Here is a 14,558-nt window from a genome sequence, read left to right on the forward strand (position 1 = left end):
GTCACGTACCGGCACACGATGGGGGGACAACGTCAACTCGCCGCCAGGAGGCCCTCTGCCCTCCGATCCGGGGTGTGGGCCGTGACACCGCACGGGCTTCGATCGCCAAGTCATCAACGGCGCGTGCCCGCCACGGTGTTCTGCTCCCGTCTGCAGCGTCCCGGTGCCCTGGTCGCCGAGGTCGACGGCGGTCAAGTGACGGTTGTGTGCACGTCGTTGCGGAGGCTGGCGCGGTTCGCGGGGGAAGGCGGCGCTGTCCCGCCGTACGGCATCGTCGGCGGCAAGTCGGTCTACGAAGCAGGCCAGCTGGTCACCTTCAGCCACAACCCGAACTACCGCCCGTCCCGGTGACGCTGGAGTCACCACCTTCCGTGACGCCACGCTCTTGCTCTTCGCTCAGGAAGGCCAGGCGGGCCTCTACACCGTCGTGGACGACGACGGCAACCGGCACCTGCCCGCCTTCACCCACCCCGACACCTGGCGCCAGTGGCCCCACACCCCATGACCCCGGGTGGCTTCAAGCCGCTCCCGCCTACCTCCGGCTCACGAAGGCAGCTTCGCCGGCGCCCCACAGCCGTGGCGGGCGGCGGACTGCTCGGCGAAGTGCGTTAGATCCGCTCGCTCCCGCTGGGTGAGCGGGTCAGAGGTGAACTTGCGGTCACTGCCCTCGACCGGCGAGGCGTGGTAGTAGCCGATGCCCAGGGCGCCCTGGCAGGTGACTGACGTCCAAGCCGTGGAGCTGTCGACCCCAGACGGATCGTCGTGACCGCCGTACTTGCCATTGACGACCGCGTAGGAGGCGTCGCTGAAGGGGCCGTAGGCAGCCGTGAGTTGCAGACCGCCGCTGAGCAGGCACTCTTCCACCGGTGACTTTTCCACGTCGGTCTCGCGCACTGTTGACACGGAGGTCATCCCTGCGCAGGTCCCCGTTGCGCCGCCTGCTGAGACGGTCCTGGCGTCCGCCTCGGGGGCGGTGAGCCCGCTCGCGTCCCCGGGGTCTGTTTCGCAGCCGGTCCTCTCCGCCGCGCGCCGTGCTGTTCCGGTGACCACGCGGGCCAGCTTGAGCCGTACGGCTGCCGTGACCTCGGTGTCGTAGGGCGAGTCGGCCGTCACGAGTATTCCGCTGCCTTTTTCAGGCGTCCAGTTCTTGCAGCTGAGGAGGACGGAGGCGGTGGATGCGTCGTTTTTCGTGACCATCAACCCCTGCCACCCCCCGTCCAGAGGGACGGGGAAGCTGTTCGGATCACGCTGGAAGGTATAGGCACCGTATGCGTTGTGGGCGCCTGTCGCGGTTTCGATGGCGATCTCGGCGCCGCCCACCTTGCAGCGTGTGGCCAGGCCGGCCGGCTCCGTCACATCGTCCGAGACGTCGATTCGCCAACTGGATGTGTGAAATCCGAGACCGGACACCGAAAGTCTCGACTTGCCCACGAGATCCAGCACCGGGCCGACGGGGAGCATCCCGCTGCACGCCCGTCCGGCCCTGGCGGCCGGATACTGGAGCTGAAATCCGTAGTATCCGCAGCCCAGCACGGCAAGTGCCGTCATGGAACCGATCAGTCGATGCCCCCGGTTCCCACGTCGGAGGCCCCGGAAAATCCGGCCGAAGCCCATGTCTCTCAGCCGTCCGAAGCACTCGGGGAGGTCGGCCCAGAAGCCGCTGGTGAAGGGGACGCCGAGCACTTGAAGACATCGTCACCGAGGTAGCTGGTGGCGACGGTCAGGGCGGAGACGAACGCCTTGGTCAGCGAGTCGTCGAGGGTCCGCGCCGGCGGCGGCTCCTTCACCTCGATCTCGAGCAGTGCGTGATCGCGCGTCTTCTCTCCCGGTACGGCACAGGGCAGGGCCAGCCACGCCCGGTTCTGGTGCACGTTCCCTTTGGCCACCCGCACGTCGGTCCTCTCCAGGTAGCCGGTGGTCGAACCGACTCTGAAGGTCTTGACGGTGGCAGGGCCGGGGGACTTGTACCTGTCGAGCTTGTCGATGGTGTCGAAGTGCCAGAGGTAGTCGATCTCCACGGCGTGCTCTGTCCCGTAGAGAGTGCAGGACCCGGCAGCGGTCCACTCCTTGGGAGAGAACTTCCTGAGCTGTTCCTCGGTGACGCCGCTGTCGCCGGCAAGAACTTGGAAGGCGTTTCCGTCGAGCTTGCCGTCGCACACCGGTTTGCTCACGTCGTTCGTCGGCGTGTCCGGGCTGCTGCAACCTGCCGCGGCCGTCAGGGTGACGGCGAGAGCGACCAGGTATCCGGCATTTCGGAAAGAGCGTGACAGCACAGCGATCATCGTCCGTTCACTGAGGAGTTCCAGGCGGTTCCCGCCGTATGCCCGGACTTCGCGGCCTGTTCCACGGAGCCCGCCAACACGTCGAGGTCTTTCTGCGACATCTGCAGTCCCGAATTCGCGATGGCCTCCCGTACCGACGACGCGCTGGATTCGCCCGCCGCGTTCCAACCTTCGGCGTACTTCGTGGCCGCTTCCCGCTTGGCCTCGTCCGTGGTGTCCTGTTGGACCTGCTCCACCACCATCGCCTGGATGTCCTCGACGGCCCAGCCCGCGATCGTTCCCACGATCGGAGCGGCCGTACCCGTCGCCGCGCCGACCGCCATGCCCAGGCCGCGTCCTGCCCATTTGTCACCGGTCGCCAAGGCGTCGTTGAAGTCCTTGTCGGACGCCGAGTGCTCCTCGAAGATGGCCTGGTCACGCGAGTCGCTGAGGATTCCGGCCACGACGCCCCCCGGATAGGTGACGTTCTCCATCGCGGCGTTCAGGTCGGACGGATTGCTCTTCGCCACCTGCTGCATCCAGATCGCGGTGTTGGCCTGCGAGGCCTCCGTGATCGCGACGTACGCGTCGGGGTCCCGACCGACCGTGGCGATGAACGGCTCCAAGGTGCCCATGTCCAGGTTGGCATCCGCCCCGAAGGGCTTGATCGTGCCCTGCTCGCTCGCTATCGCGCCCTGCACGTCCGCCATGTACTCGGCCGTCATGTTCCCCAGGCTGTCGCGCAGCGCGTCCCGGGGCGAGTCGCTGGCCAGGCCCGGATCGCCTCCGATCGTGTCGACAACCTCCTTCATCAGAGCTGCCCGCTCGGGCGTGTGCTTCACGGGAGCACCGTCGTCGTCGAAGGCACGGCCCGAGGTCGCGGATTCCATGGCGTGGCCGAGGTTGTTGTAGCCACTGGGGTTGGCGGGGTCGCCCGTGTAGCCGGGGCCTTCGGGCCAGTGCCGGTCCTTGAGCAGATAGTCCAGGTGGTCGACCTTCTCACCGTCGATGGTGGCGTCGGAGGCGAGGAACTCGGTCGAGGCGTCCGGGTTGTGCCCCAGGGCGTCCATGAATCCCGTCATCGGGTCGAGCGCGCCGATGTTGGTCGACCCCAGCGTCCGCGGGTATCCCCAGTAGGCGTCCGGGTTCTGCCCGGCGTTGGCGCCGTTCTTCTCCGCGGTGATCAGCGCGTCGCCGTAGTCCTGGAGGAAGTCCTTGTCCCACTTGCCCTCGCTCATCAGGCTGCTGGTGAGCTGGTAGCCGCTGAGGCCGTACGCCGACTCGGTGGGGTTGGCGTTGAAGTCGCGCTGGCCGGCCTTGAGGAGGTCGTTCTGGAACTTGGTGATCTCCGGGTCGGGTCCGCCCTTGCGGTGGTCGTCCGACGTGGTCGCCGTACCGATGGTGGTGCCCAAGTTGGCCTTGAGCTCCTTGAGTTGCGCCAACTGCGCCTTGGAGAGCGTGGTGCCGGCGGGCGGACTCATGAGCTCGTTGTACTTGCTCAGCATGTTCTCGCCACCGGTCTTGACCGCGAAGTCGCGTGAGAACTCGGGGTCGTTCTTGTTGGCGGAGAGAAGCAGGTTGAGCTTGGTGATCTCCGCGTCGCTGAGCCGCCCCTTCTTGTTCATCAGCGCGGCGGCCTGGTCGGCTTCGACGGCGTCGAGCGTGGTGTAGCCGCTGGTGTTGAAGGACTGGTTGTCGCCGCCGTTGGCGTCGCGCTCCAGAGCCGAACTGGCCGCCTCGTCAGCGGCGGTGGCCACCTCCAGGACCCGCGTCAGCCGGGAGACGAGCGAGTCCAGCTTCTGCTTGCGTTCCTCGGCGAGACCCGGCGAGGCGGAGGCGGTGGGGCTGTCCTGCCGCGGGTCGACGTCCTCGACGCGGCCGTCGTCGTAGACCTTGTAGTGGTCGTTGCGGGCCTCGTCGAGCAGCGCGTGCAACTGCTTCTGGGAGGCGGCGAATTCGCCGTGCGCGTCCAGCAGCAGTTTGGCTATGCGCTCCGCCTCGGTGGCGGCGTTCTCGTACTCGGTGCGGGCCTTGCCCATGGTGGTGAAGGCGGCGTCGGCCGCGTCCCCCTCCCAGTGGCCCTTGAGGTGGTTGATGACCCGCTGCTCGAACTCCCGTTGCAACGCCTCGTACTTGGCGGGCAGTGCGTTCCAGGATGCGGCGGCATCGGCCAGCGGGGCGAGGTCGGCCTTGTCGAGGTAGGGGATGGACACCATGTGCGACTGCTCCTTGTGAGGGGGTTCCGGTACGACTCGGTGGCTCGCCCGGACGCGACGCTGCGGCGACGGCCCGGGCGGCCCAACTCACCCGAAGGGCGTGCTGATCGAGTGCTGCCGGGCCTGTTCCTCCTGCTCGGTGCGGGTGTAGTGGCCCGTGGTGGTGTGGAGCTTGTCGCTGATGTCCTGGAGCAGACTCTTGAGGTTGAGGACCTGGGAGCCCCAGCGGACGTCCATCGTCACCAGGGAGCCGGCGGTGGCCCAGGAGCCCGCCTCGGCCATGCCCCCGCCACTGTGCTTGTTCAGCCCCCGGGAAGCGCTCAGGCAGTCCTCGTCGGCGCCGTTGTCGACGTTCTCGGTGTCACCGCGCAGCTCGACGAGCGCGTTGGCCGCCTCGTCGAGGCGCTGGGTGTCGACGTTGGTACCGCCGCCTCCCCCGCCGCCCCCTCCGCCGCCTTCCGCGGGCACGGAGTTCAGCCGCGTCTGAGTGGAGCCGCTGTGCTGCGGCGTGTCGAAGGGAGTACTCATCCCTTGTCCCATCCCCGTTGTGAAAGTGGTGGACATGCCCGGTTCGCCCGCTCGACCACGGATCGCGTTGCGTCCGTACGACGTGAGGAGCCCACTCCGGCCGAGCCTCGCGCTCGGCGACATGGGCGAGAACATGCCAATCAGCAGGCCGAAAGATACCGGATCTTCGTTCGTGTAGCCCACCGTCGGCCGCACTGTGGGACGAGTGTGAAGGCGCACGCGAACGGCTCGGCGGACGCTTGCCCACCGAGCCGTTCACCGCCATCGTCTACTGCTTGCCGCTTGCCGCTTGCCGCTTGCCGCTTGCCGCTTGCCGACGATCAGGCCTTCGGCGCCTCGACGACCGCCCCGGACGGCGCCTTGGCACCCACCGCCCCGCCGAAGTCCGAGTCCGTGAGGTCCTGCATGTCGTCGCGGGTGCTGACCTGCTTGATGAAGTACGGCTTGCCGGTGGTCGCCACGTACCAGGTGACGGACTCGCCCTTGTCCGCCAGTACGACCGGCACCGCCTGCTGGCCTTCCACCGTCGTGACCTTGCCCTTGGTCGCCTTGCTGCCGGCGGTGAGCGTGTCGGGCGCGCTGAACTGCTCCTGGTGACACCAGCTCGCGAGCTTCGCCATCAGCACGTTGCTCGGCGTTCCATGGGTCCACTTCTCGGTGGAGAACGCGTTCTCGCCGAGCGCGGAGTTCATGCCCTTCGCGAACGTCGAGTCGGGCTTGACCCAGATGTCGCTGCCCTTGCGGATGATCTCGAAGGCGCCCTTGTCCGGGAGTTCGACGGTGCCGACGCACTCCGTGGCGGAGAGCCGCAGATCACTCTTGTTTCCGGCGCGCTCCATCTTCTCGCGGAAGGAACCGGATTCGGCATTGGTCTTCATGCCGGTGTTGTAGATCTCCTTGACGGAGAGCTTCTCGACGCCATTCGGCTCGGCTGCGGGACTGGCTTTCGCAGCGCTGGACGGCGTGGAACCGGCTGCGGACTTCGCGGTGTCACTGCCGTTGTTGCAGGCCGTGAGAGACACGAGCGCGACAGCACAGGCGAACGCGGTGGCGGCATGCCGGGCAGACAGGACGTGCGTCTTCATAAAGACCCCCGTGAATATTGGATTTGCGGGCAAACTTGCATGATCATTTAAGCAACGATCGCCCGGAACTCCAACTCGCCTACAAATCGACGGAGTTGCGGCGCCCACCCGGGAACACCACACCTCAACGCCGATGCGACCGACGGAGCCAGCAAAGCTGGAGTGCGGAGTCTAGTAGCCGAAGTAAGCCCACGTGACACAAGAGAAAGCAAAAGAACATCGCAAACTCGAACGCGCACCGGAATCCCAGCACCACTTCCACGGTCTGAGCACGAATGTTTCACGCCCGCTACGGAGAACCTCCCCACCGCACAGGGCTGTTCCGGACCTACTTCCGACCAGTGGTTGTGGTTGCCCGTAGGTTGACCTCGTGGGAATCTTCGACAAGTTGACCGGCACCCAGCGCCCCGCCGACGGTGTCGTACCGGCCTCCGCCAAGACGCTACGGACCGCCCTGCTCGGCCTCAACCGGCCCGACCTCCCCTACGTCATCCGCGACGGCACCCCGGAAGACGCCGATCTGGTCGCCGAGTGGCGGCTGGCGGAACCGACCTGGCAGCACTTCTTCGTCCAGTCGCAGCTGTCCCGCGCCATCCGCATCCGCATGCGCCTGGACCACGAACGCCATGAACTACGCGCCCTCCAGGAGGCGTGGGAGATCGGCCGCGTCGGCAACCCCGCGAGGCTCGAGGTCACGTCGCAGTACACACGCGGACCGAGCAGGACCGTCTCCACGCGCCGGAGCATCCAACGAGCTGACGACGGCGACCTGGAAGCGACAGAGACCTTCCGCTTCGACAGCTCAGACCTGGTCGACCCACTGCGGAACACGGTCCTCAGGTCCGGCTGGGTCTGGCGCGGCGTGGTGTTCGGCAGCTTGTGAGACTGTGCGGCGTCAGCCTCCCGCCCAGACAAGTCGCCGCCGGCTACGCAAAGTGGGCGTGACCCGAAGGCCACGCCCACGCAAGCGCAATGCACTTCTATGGAGAACGATCCCCACACCTACTGCTGAGGCGGCCACTGACCAGACGGCGGGGTGGACTGCTGCTGGTACGGGTTGTGCTGCTGCGGCGAGGTGGGTTGCTGATACGGATTCTGCTGCGGCGGGAAGGGCTGCTGACCGTACGGCGGGTACGCGGCCGGGCCGCCGGGCCCACCATTCCCGTTCCTGTTGCGCCGAGACAGCTTCACGATCAGAAGAACGATGAGGCCAACCACGACAAGGGCGATGACACCAAGGACAACGAAGAAGATCATCTGCTTCTGGTCTGCCTTTTTTTGTGCCGCTGAATCTTCGGTGTCGGACGAACCGGCGGCAGCAGACGAGCTTTCAGGCCCCGCTGCCGGGGCTTTGAGCGGTCCGTACTTCGAACCTGCGGGGATGTCCTCCGTCAGCGCAGCAAGCGGACGGATGCTTCCATAGCCGTACTTCTCATCAGGGAGGGAAAGTCCCTCGGCGGATGCGGGAAGGACTGCGGTCTTCACGAGGCGATTGGCGATCTGCCCTGCCGTGAGATCAGGAAACTTTGATCGCAACAAAGCAGCAGCAGCTGATACGAACGCGGCAGCGTCTGAGGTTCCGTCTCCGATACTGAGCTTATCTCCGGGCCACCCTGCATGCACAATGCGAGTAGCCGGCGCAGTCAAAAGAAGTTCGGGTCCGTAATCAGAACCTTTCCAGATCTCTCCATTGCGGTCCACGCCACCAACTGTCAGGACACCAGGGTACTTCTTCGGGTAATCCACGACATCGCCTCGCCCCGAGTTTCCCGACGCGGTAACGATAAGAACGTTTTTTTGGAGAGCATAGGCGATGGCGTCGCGATCTTCGGACGATTCCTGGGTAGTGGAAACCGACATATTGATGATCGAAGCTCCGTGATCCACGGCATAGCGGATCTCTTCCGCATAGCCGACGCCACCGTCCCGGATGGGAAGAATCTTCGCTTCTGGTGCAAGGCCCATTACGCCGTCCTGGGCCGCCGGGCCATGCCCATGAGCAGCGATTACCGAAGCCATGGCCGTACCGTGTTCAGGACTGCTGTCTGTGGCCTCGGGAGTGGGGTCATCGTCGCCGTCCTGAAAGTCATGCCCCTTGAGGACATTTCCTTTCAGATCCTCGTGTGCGGCATTTACGCCGCTATCGATGACAGCAACGGTTACGCCCTTCCCCTTGGAGATTTTCCAGACGGCCTGGGCCTGCAGAGTGTCCAGCGCCCACTGATCGCGTCTGGTCTGGTCGGCAGAAGCAGCAGGAGCCGCCGCCAGAATCAGCCCACCTGTCAGTGCCGCAGCGCTCAGTGCACGCACTGTTCGCGTGAAGGCCATGCCGTCATCCCTCTCCCGTTACCGAACGTGGGCGTGGCCCGGAAGCCACGCCCACGCATCCTGTCATGTGACGATGAGGTCTGAGCGCCGACGACTACTCAATGACCCGAGGCGCCGCATTGGTCTGCGGGGTCCAGGTCTCCTCGTCTTCGACCAGGTAGTCGGGACGCTCGCCCTCGTGCTGCTCATCTTCCTTACGGCGGCCAGTGCGCGAACCGGGGGCACCCGCGATGCCGCCCTTACGAACAGCGCTGGCTCCCTTTCCTGCCGCGCCGCGGCTGCTGTGCAGGCCCGAGCCACCAGCGGTGCCCCTGCCCGCGCCCGCACCGGACTTGGGCGTGCCACCGACAACGCCACCACGAGCCGTACCGCCGACACGTCCCGCCGCGCCCTTCGAGGCACCCGCGCCACCTACGCCGCCAGTACCGGCGCGGCCTGTCATGCCACCGGCACCGGCACCGGCACCGGCACGACCGACCATGCCGGCGCGAGCGGCACCTGCTCCAGCCGCCGCGCCACCAGCAACGCCACCGATGAAGCCTCCGCCCCCGATCCCCCCGCCGCCAGCGGAGCCACCAGTGACTGTGCCGCCACCACCGACTACCGGCGCACCGGTGCGGCCACCAGAGACACCGTCAATCGCCGTGCCAACCTGCGGCTGCGAGACAGTCGGCTTGTGTGCGCCGCCCGTAATACCCGATGGCGGAGTTACGGCCTTGGACGAGCTGATCGTGTGAGCCTGGCCAGTACGTGCAGTGCCCGTCGCTACGCGCTGCGGGCTTCGCGTCGCGGTCTCTGCGGGCATGATCACCGGAGCGGGAGCGACGCCACCCGGATCACCGGGATAGTCGTCGGTGTTCTCCTTGCTGGTCTTCCACGACCCCATCTCCGCAGCCCGACTGTTATAAGCCGCCCCCAACGCCTCCATCTTCACAGCCATCCGCAGCTGCGCCTCGCGTCCCTCGGACAGGCTGCCCGCGTTGCCGTCGAGGGCTTCCTGGGAGCCGGCGCCGCTCTTGAGGGCGTTGTTCGCGCCCGAGTCGTCGCGGTCGCCCATGTTGCCGACGTAGTCGAGCGCGCTGGAGACCTTGCCCGGCTTCTCCATCGCCAGGACCGCGGGCTTGATCTCGTCGAGCTTCGCGGCGGCGCCCTGGAGGGAGATCGAGGTGTGCGAGGCGTACTTGGAGCTGTCGGTGATCTTCTTGCCGATCACCTGCGCCCGCGCCCTGAACAGATCCGCGCTCTGGCCCTCCCAGTGGGCGAGAACGTGCTCGACGGCGGCGTCGAGGCTCTCCTTGATCCCGCCCGGCCCGACCAGGTCCTTGCTGAGCGCGTCCCAGGCCGTCGCGACCCTCCGCACCGTGGCCGGGTCGGCGTCACGGACCATGTCCTTCATCTGGTCCATGTCGTAGTTGAGCCCGAACGGCGTGGTGTGCTTCGCCGAAATGCACTGATTCGTCTCGACGTACTCGAAGTCGTCGATGTCCTTGTCGCCCATGTCTACAGCCCCCTCATATCCACGTAGCAGGACATCCCGTTACTTCCTGTTGAACGCCGCATAGTTCTCCGCCTCAGCGTCGCTGAACGCGTCATGCGTCCTCTTCGTCTTCTTCCCGAAGTCGTCCAGCACGTCTTCCAGGTGCGCGACGATCTCGTAGAGACGCTCCTTCATCGCTTCGTGGGCGTCGTACAGCGCCTTCGCCTCACCGAAGCCCGTACCCAACGCGCCCTGCGGCAGGTACGTGTTGCCCATGCAGCTCGACTTGGACGTCGACATGTCTCTGATGACGCCGTTGAGCTTGGTGATCGTCCCCTCGATCTCACTCAGATCGACCTTGTACTGCTCAGCCATGATGCTCAGCTCCCCGTTGACTCCACGTTGTTACCCACACCCTGCTTGCGGCGCCAGTCACTCAGGACCCGTCCGCCCCCGAACAGCAGAAGGACAAGGGCGAAGCCGGCCGCCAGGACGTACAGCGCGTAGCGTTCCGACCGTTGCTGTTCGCTCTCGCCCAGGACCAGTGTCGCGGCCTGGACGTTCGCCGAGTGGCCGGCGGGACCGACCGTGTCCGGCTTCGGGCCGTCGGCAGAGGGAGTCGTCGTGTCGTCGTTGACCGCGGCCGCCGGGTCGATGACACCCCAGCCCACGAAGTTGTCGCGGCCCGCCTTGCTCCGGTCTGCCGTCTGCTCTATCTGGGTGATGACCTGCTTGTAGTTCCACTCGGGATGCTTGGCGCGGATCAGGGCCGCGACGCCTGAGACGTACGGGGCCGCGAAACTCGTGCCCTGGTCGACGCAGTTGCCGCCCGTCGGGACCGTCGAGACCATGTCGATGCCCGGTGCCGCGACGCCCACGAACGAGCCCGACTGGGAGAAGGGGGCGCGGGCGTTGTTGCGGTCGGAGGCCGCGACCGCCAGCACGCCCGGATACGAGGCCGGGTACGTGTCCTTGGCCTTGCCGTCCGCGCCGTCGTTGCCGGCCGCCGCGACGATCAGGACGTCATGCTTGTCCTGGGCGTACTTGATGGCTCCCCGGAACGCGGTGTCCACCGTCGGGTTCATCTTCGACGCGGTGTCCTGCGAGATGTTGATGATGCTCGCGCCGTGGTCGGCGGCCCAGATGATCGCCTGGATCATCGTGTTGACGTTGCCGCTGCCCTTGTCGTCGTTCTGGCGGATCGGGATGATCGTCGCTTCCGGAGCGAGGCCGATGAAGCCCGTGCCGTCGAGCTTGCGGGCGGCGATGATCCCGGCCACCTTCGTGCCGTGGCCCACCTCGGAGTCGTTCTTGCCGTTGCCGCCCTTGTGCAGGAAGTCCGTGCCGTTGGCCACGGCGCCCTTGAGCTGGGCGTTGACGGTGTCGACTCCGGTGTCGATGACGGCGACCTTGACGCCCTTGCCCTTGGTGTCCTGCCAGAGCTGGTCGAGGACGACGCGCTGCAACGACCAGGGTGTTCCCTTGATGATGTCCGACGGGAACGAACAACTGGTGTCGTCGATCTGGAAGCGCACGCCGTCGTCGGCCAGGACGGTCCGCACCCGGTCCGCGGCGGCTGCCGGTGCGGCGCCCGCGAAGGGCAGCCCACAGGCGAGGACCGCCAGGGCGGCGGTGCCTGCGGCGCTCCGACGCGCGGCGCGCGATGCCCCGGATCCCACTTGTTACGTCCTCCCGTTTTGTTTCTGTACGACGCGTACGGACCAGGTTCGAGCTGATGACACGGCTACGGGTCGATGACCCCGCTATGGGGCGATGACACAGCTACGGGGCAATGGCCCGGCTGTGGATCGATGACCCGGCTTGGGTCGGCGACCCCGCTATGAGCCGATGACCCGGCTTTGAGCCCAAACGTCCGCACGCCCCGTGAACCGCCGATGGGGGCGAGCGCGCTGTCGCGCACCCGCCCCCATCAGGCGATCACGTCAGCCGCCCCAGATCTGGGCGTTCTTCGACTCGGTCGCCTGGTAGTTCTGGGCGGCGCTGTCGAGGGCCTTGGCGATGGCCTCCAGCGTCTGCTGCATGGAGGCGGCACGCTGGTCCCACTCGGCCTGCTTGGCGCGGTAGGACTCCTGCGCCGAGCCTTCCCAGCTGGCGGAGATGCGCTTGACGCCGCTCTCCAGTTCGTCAAGCTGCGTACGGATCTTGCCCGCGGTGCTGCGGACGTCCTGCGCGGCCTGGGAGATCGTGGCGAAATTTACAAGAATCTGCCCGGACATCTCTTCTATGTCTCCTCAGATGTGTGGATGGTCGGTCACGGACGTGCGCCGCGGCGCACGGGTCCGATCATCCGAAGGGGGACGAGGCCGCGATGTTCTGGATGGACGCGCGCTGCTCCTCTTCCGAAGCCGCGTAGGCCTTGGTGCTCTGGTCGATCGCTTCCTTGATGTCGTTCAAGATCTGGTTGATCTTGTTGGCATCCTGGTTCACCTGCGACTGCAGGTTGTTGTACGCGGTGGCCGCCGAGCCCTTCCAGCCGCCCGTGATCGTGTCGATCACGGTCTGCAGGCGGGAGATTTCGCCCTGGATCGAGGAGTTGACCGAGGAGATCTTGCCGCTGAACGCGACCATCTCCTCCTCGGTCATGGTGAACTGCTGTCCAGCCATGTTGTGTCCCCCATGAGACGTAGGAGTTCTGAGTCGACCCTCACTCGAAACGTCGGCACCGCGTGGTGGCTGACGCATCAGTCCGGTCTGGTTCCACTCTAGTCGCATCCGCTGACAGAGCGAACATCAGTTGGGGCTTGTAGCAAGATCGCGATGAAGTCAACTCACCTCTTTCACAAGTGCGTTCGTGAAGTGAGTGAAGCGACCGGTAAAGCAATCGATGAAGGTGCCGGTGCAGGTGCCGGTGAAGCAGCCACTGAAACAGGCCGTGGACGCGTCCTACGACCCCTGCGCCTGCTCCGCGTTGCCGCTGCTGAGCTCCGGCCCCGCCGCCAGCAGGTCCGCCCACTTCGCCGGAACCGACTCCGCGCGGATCTTGCCGTAGCCGAGCCTGATCTGGGAGGTGTTGGTGTTCTGCTGGGTGTCGGCCTTCTCGCCGCCCGTCACCTCGCTGTCGTTGCGGGCGGGGATCGAGTAGCGCAGGCCGGTGTCGGTGACCAGGAAGGTGCTGCCGCCGCCGGCGTCGGTGCCGGTGATCCTCTTGAAGAGCAGGCCGCTGCCGGGCGAGACGTATGTCCGGGAACCGCTCTGGGAGACGTCCTTCGGGAAGTCCCGGCCGGCCCACACGGTCATCAGCGGCAGGCCGCCGGTCTGCGGGTTCTTCTCGCCGCCGTGCCAGATGCTGCACGAGACCTTGTCGCCGCCCTGCTCCCAGTGCGTGTTGGCCTGGGTCACCGGTTCCTTGGGCCACTTCTTCTCCGACTGCCACTCGCCGTCCGACGGGTGGATGGAGTTGAACTGGACGTTCATCGGCTTCGGGTCCGTGCCGCCGTAGACCCGGCTGATCCACGTGCTGCGCAGCCACAGCTGTGCCGTGAAGTCGGACACGGGCTGGATCTTGTCCTTGAGCACGATGTACTTCTGGCGCCCGGCACCGGATTCGGCTTCGAGGACCATGCCCACCTTGCCGAGGTTGGGACCGAGAGTGTCGACCTGTGCCGCGTCTCCGGCGTCCTCCAGGGTGGGGAACTCGAGATTGCCCACGACGTTCAGCGTCTTGATGAAGTCCGCGCTGACCTTCTGCGGCTCCGCCCCGTCACCGAAAACGGCACGCTCGATGTCCTGTGTCGTGTTGTTGTCGCCCGCGAGCTTCCACAGGTCGCCGCCGATGAGGTAGGCGTTCCCGTCCGCGCTCACCATGTACCTCGGGCCGAAGCCGACGCTCGGGTCCGGCGGCCCCTCGACGTACAGGACCTGCTTCTGGTGCAGTTCCCCGCTGTTGTTCAGCAGGTGGTTGTAGTCGCTCTTGTCCAGCACGTAGGTCGCGCTGACGGGCTGCCCGTCCGTGCCGGGGGCCTGGCACAGCGCCCAGGTCTTCGCCGTCTCCGCGTCCGACGCGGACGGCAGCCGGTCCGGGGCGAAGGGGATGCCGACGGTGGCGCCCATCGGGTACTTGCTGTTGTCGAGCACCGATTCCTTGATCTTGATGACCTGGGGGTTCTCGCCGTTCAGCAGCAGCTTGGCGGACGCCAGGTTGAGGACCGGGTGCAGGCTGAGCTTGTTCTCGCCCTTGGTCTTCACCAGCACGTAGCGCGTCGTCGACTCGCTGCCGACGAGGATGTTCTTGCCCTGTGCGTCCCAGCCCTTCGGCGCGGTCGGGCTGAGCATGCCCCAGGCGCCGAATCCGATGAGCACCAGCGCCGCCACACCGAGACTCGGCAGGACCGTCTTGAGGGGGCGCGGCGCGGCCTCTTCCGAACCGTGCGGAGACGGCTGAAGAAACGCCGCCACCGTGCGCCTGCGCGCGAAGGAGTAAGCGTTCAGCTCATCCCGACGTGTCGCCATCGATGGGTCAACTCCCCGTTTTTTCGCTTTGTTGCCGAATGCGGAACTCCCCAGGGCGGCCCGGTACTCCGTGGCGTTTGCTCCTGCAGGGGCCTCTACTATGCCGTGTGACGATCGCACCGTACGGTACGGGGTACGGTGATCCGCCGCCAGCTCGAGTCGCGGCCAGACAATGCAAAGGGGTTGTACCGGG

General features: G+C 66.2%; 14 protein-coding genes. 2 read left to right on the forward strand and 12 right to left on the reverse strand.

Features of this window, described 5'->3' with window-relative positions; genetic code table 11:
• Positions 1–123: 123 nt before the first annotated feature.
• Positions 124–351: a hypothetical protein gene (locus ABZ098_RS22735; protein WP_356593869.1), complete on the forward strand. Its 228-nt coding sequence runs from the start codon at positions 124–126 to the stop codon at positions 349–351.
• A 192-nt stretch (positions 352–543) separates the two neighbouring features.
• Here ABZ098_RS22735 and ABZ098_RS22740 read toward each other — a convergent pair whose 3' ends face one another.
• From ABZ098_RS22740 to ABZ098_RS22760, 5 genes are all read right to left on the reverse strand, one after another.
• Positions 544–1,548, reverse strand: a complete 1,005-nt coding sequence (locus tag ABZ098_RS22740; protein WP_356593871.1) for a hypothetical protein — start codon at positions 1,546–1,548, stop codon at positions 544–546.
• Between the two features lie 71 nt (positions 1,549–1,619).
• Positions 1,620–2,273, reverse strand: coding sequence for a hypothetical protein (locus ABZ098_RS22745; RefSeq protein WP_356593873.1), 654 nt, complete (start codon positions 2,271–2,273; stop codon positions 1,620–1,622).
• Between the two features lie 5 nt (positions 2,274–2,278).
• A complete protein-coding gene (locus ABZ098_RS22750) occupies positions 2,279–4,477 on the reverse strand; it encodes a DUF6571 family protein (protein WP_356593875.1) in 2,199 nt (732 codons plus the stop codon).
• 87 nt (positions 4,478–4,564) lie between these two features.
• Positions 4,565–5,005, reverse strand: coding sequence for a hypothetical protein (locus ABZ098_RS22755; protein ID WP_356593877.1), 441 nt, complete (start codon positions 5,003–5,005; stop codon positions 4,565–4,567).
• A gap of 320 nt (positions 5,006–5,325) precedes the next feature.
• Positions 5,326–6,027 carry a hypothetical protein gene (locus tag ABZ098_RS22760; RefSeq protein WP_356593878.1) on the reverse strand — a complete coding sequence of 234 codons (702 nt, stop codon included), beginning with the start codon at positions 6,025–6,027 and terminating at the stop codon, positions 5,326–5,328.
• Positions 6,028–6,460: 433 nt separating this feature from the next.
• Between ABZ098_RS22760 and ABZ098_RS22765 the strand changes: the two genes are divergently transcribed.
• The gene (locus tag ABZ098_RS22765) at positions 6,461–6,973 is read left to right on the forward strand and encodes a hypothetical protein (protein WP_356593880.1); all 513 of its coding nucleotides are present in this window, start codon (positions 6,461–6,463) and stop codon (positions 6,971–6,973) included.
• 119 nt (positions 6,974–7,092) lie between these two features.
• On the opposite strand, the gene ABZ098_RS22770 is transcribed toward ABZ098_RS22765, so the two are convergent.
• From ABZ098_RS22770 to eccB, 7 genes are all read right to left on the reverse strand, one after another.
• Positions 7,093–8,418: a S8 family serine peptidase gene (locus ABZ098_RS22770; RefSeq protein WP_356593882.1), complete on the reverse strand. Its 1,326-nt coding sequence runs from the start codon at positions 8,416–8,418 to the stop codon at positions 7,093–7,095.
• Positions 8,419–8,512: 94 nt separating this feature from the next.
• Positions 8,513–9,916 carry a hypothetical protein gene (locus ABZ098_RS22775; protein ID WP_356593884.1) on the reverse strand — a complete coding sequence of 468 codons (1,404 nt, stop codon included), beginning with the start codon at positions 9,914–9,916 and terminating at the stop codon, positions 8,513–8,515.
• Positions 9,917–9,955: 39 nt separating this feature from the next.
• Complete coding sequence (locus tag ABZ098_RS22780; protein ID WP_007385067.1) at positions 9,956–10,270, reverse strand: hypothetical protein; 315 nt, start codon at positions 10,268–10,270, stop codon at positions 9,956–9,958.
• Between the two features lie 5 nt (positions 10,271–10,275).
• Positions 10,276–11,574 (reverse strand): type VII secretion-associated serine protease mycosin, encoded by a 1,299-nt coding sequence (mycP, locus tag ABZ098_RS22785; protein ID WP_356593886.1) that lies wholly within the window; start codon positions 11,572–11,574, stop codon positions 10,276–10,278.
• Positions 11,575–11,838: 264 nt separating this feature from the next.
• Positions 11,839–12,132 (reverse strand): WXG100 family type VII secretion target, encoded by a 294-nt coding sequence (locus tag ABZ098_RS22790; RefSeq protein WP_007385065.1) that lies wholly within the window; start codon positions 12,130–12,132, stop codon positions 11,839–11,841.
• Between the two features lie 67 nt (positions 12,133–12,199).
• Complete coding sequence (locus tag ABZ098_RS22795) at positions 12,200–12,520, reverse strand: WXG100 family type VII secretion target (protein ID WP_007385064.1); 321 nt, start codon at positions 12,518–12,520, stop codon at positions 12,200–12,202.
• A 279-nt stretch (positions 12,521–12,799) separates the two neighbouring features.
• On the reverse strand, positions 12,800–14,365 hold the full coding sequence (gene eccB / locus ABZ098_RS22800; RefSeq protein WP_356593889.1) for a type VII secretion protein EccB: 1,566 nt from the start codon (positions 14,363–14,365) through the stop codon (positions 12,800–12,802).
• Between the last annotated feature and the right edge of the window lie 193 nt (positions 14,366–14,558).

This window comes from Streptomyces sp. NPDC006335, assembly GCF_040612795.1.
In the GTDB taxonomy this organism is placed as follows: domain Bacteria; phylum Actinomycetota; class Actinomycetes; order Streptomycetales; family Streptomycetaceae; genus Streptomyces.

What these genes read in the sequence shown, in the direction of transcription:
- ABZ098_RS22740 (WP_356593871.1), bottom strand. Translation starts at nt 1,548, where the DNA reads ATGACGGCACTTGCCGTGCTGGGCTGCGGATACTACGGATTTCAGCTC.
- ABZ098_RS22750 (WP_356593875.1), bottom strand. Translation starts at nt 4,477, where the DNA reads ATGGTGTCCATCCCCTACCTCGACAAGGCCGACCTCGCCCCGCTGGCC.
- ABZ098_RS22755 (WP_356593877.1), bottom strand. Translation starts at nt 5,005, where the DNA reads ATGAGTACTCCCTTCGACACGCCGCAGCACAGCGGCTCCACTCAGACG.
- ABZ098_RS22770 (WP_356593882.1), bottom strand. Translation starts at nt 8,418, where the DNA reads ATGGCCTTCACGCGAACAGTGCGTGCACTGAGCGCTGCGGCACTGACA.
- ABZ098_RS22775 (WP_356593884.1), bottom strand. Translation starts at nt 9,916, where the DNA reads ATGGGCGACAAGGACATCGACGACTTCGAGTACGTCGAGACGAATCAG.
- ABZ098_RS22780 (WP_007385067.1), bottom strand. Translation starts at nt 10,270, where the DNA reads ATGGCTGAGCAGTACAAGGTCGATCTGAGTGAGATCGAGGGGACGATC.
- ABZ098_RS22790 (WP_007385065.1), bottom strand. Translation starts at nt 12,132, where the DNA reads ATGTCCGGGCAGATTCTTGTAAATTTCGCCACGATCTCCCAGGCCGCG.
- ABZ098_RS22795 (WP_007385064.1), bottom strand. Translation starts at nt 12,520, where the DNA reads ATGGCTGGACAGCAGTTCACCATGACCGAGGAGGAGATGGTCGCGTTC.
- eccB (WP_356593889.1), bottom strand. Translation starts at nt 14,365, where the DNA reads ATGGCGACACGTCGGGATGAGCTGAACGCTTACTCCTTCGCGCGCAGG.